Source organism: Candidatus Aquicultor secundus (genome assembly GCF_002791875.1).
Lineage (GTDB): Bacteria > Actinomycetota > Aquicultoria > Aquicultorales > Aquicultoraceae > Aquicultor_A > Aquicultor_A secundus.
Genome location: NZ_PFNG01000191.1, coordinates 1 through 1,891 on the forward strand (window position 1 = coordinate 1; position 1,891 = coordinate 1,891).

Annotated in this window: 1 pseudogene; it reads left to right on the top strand. The window is 49.6% G+C overall.

Annotation, left to right across the window (positions count from 1 at the left end):
- A pseudogene (locus tag COY37_RS08055) lies at window positions 1-1,832 on the top strand (hypothetical protein); the annotation flags it as partial.
- Window positions 1,833-1,891 lie beyond the last annotated feature (59 nt).

The window sequence follows — 1,891 nt, forward strand, 5'->3', positions numbered from 1 at the left end:
GTGGCTACTTAACCACTACACACCGTTGCCGTGAGTGCCATGCAGTCCACCGTGCAGCCGGTAAGTTTAAGTTGTTGCGTTCTGATACCAGGTATGAGGCGTGCGATTGGTGCCACGGCACCGGTGCAGGCTCGGGCTTTAATATCGAGATGGACAACGACGACAACTACACCACTGAGTACAACGTTGGACACACCATGGGCTTTGGTATTAGCTCAGGCAAGTGGAAAGCACCGGATGACACCTATCCGGCATTTACACCTAACTACTGGTTGGGTGGTTTCTCATGCTTCGACTGCCACAGCCCGCATGCCAACCCGGCAAGGCTGCTTGGGTATAACGACAAAGGTGCTCCTGTCGGTGTAACGATCGATAACCCAGATTCTCCGAATTATGGAAAGATTTTGGGAATTGTTAACCCCGGACACGGCGAGATAAGCGATGGTGATGCACATTCTGGTGAAGTTAATTGTATGGATTGTCACTGGAATTCGCAATCGCAATCACCGCTCTATCTCGACCAAACACCCGCTCCGCTACCGCTGTATTTATCCGGTAGTTGGCTGTTGGTTAAGGATGCCGATCGCGAGATTGCTAGTAGAGCAGAGACCGGAGTAGTCTACAAAGACCTTGACCTGGGTTTGACAACCACCGATGTAGCCGTTGGTCAGGAGATCAGCGATAAGATCGCAGCCACCTCCCAGATTATTAACAGAGCGGCAACAGTAACCGCGGGTCAGCTTACGCAGTTCGATACCAACACACCATATCCTGTGAACAAGATCCCGATCGATTGGGATTCACCTGTTGGAATTCCAACGCAGGATGATACCAGCACGGGTTTTGATGTCCGCACGACTGTAAAAAGAGTTTGGGATTTATCGGAGTTTTGCACAGACTGCCACGATGGTAACGCCGGTCTTCATACTGTACAGGCCCCGCTCTTCAGCGAGGACCGTGCTCTGAGGAACCAGGTTCAATCCAGCTCCAACAGAACAGGGGACCCCGGTGTAAATGATCCTGCGTTGTTCAAAGGTAGTTACGATCTGGCTTACGGCCACGATGCGTTTCCACGACATTGCGGCCGCCAGATGATATTTAATCCGGAAGATGGATATGATAACGCTCCGCACTGTCGCAACTGTCACAGGGGCTCGAGTGACTGCGGATTTTGCCATGGCAACACCAAAATATGGCAACAAGCAAAAACAATACTTCCTCCAGTATCAACGGATACTGTAATGGCTAATGTGTCGTTCAATGACTATATTAGCGACCCCACTTACTTCTCAGATCCGCCAAACTTTACCAAGCACTTTGGGTCAACAGTATTCAACCCGAGAGCTACCAGTACTAACTATGTGCCTGGCGCCAAAGTGACGGCGAACAACAACAGTATTACCTCGGTGTTCTTCATTACACCAAACACCACACCGCAAGGCACGGGAATGTATAAGAAATCGCGAACCGTCAGATGGGAAAACGACTGGAGATCAGAGACCAGTGCAACCACGATGGGCAAGGTAAATGACGGTGTAAATGTTAATGCTGATTGTTCAAGCGATGGGTTTAGTTGGCCGCATAGGACTCTTGGCTGGAAGATGTTGAAGGACGACCTATTTGGTCTAAACTTTGACGGAACGCTGGTTGGAGTAGGTGAAACCAGAACCTATGGTGGTAAAAATTGGACAGCACATGATGTTGATAGCGTATGCTTAGACTGCCACAATCCGACTGTTTGGAGAGCAACAAGCGGAAGCGATCATGTTGATGATCCGGCGAACCCGAATGACAACCATGACGATGAGTTGTTGACACGCGGTTTGCCATAAAAGTTGTTCTTCAGCTTGCAAGGAATTACAAACACAAAAAGGCCCGTTCTCTAACGGGC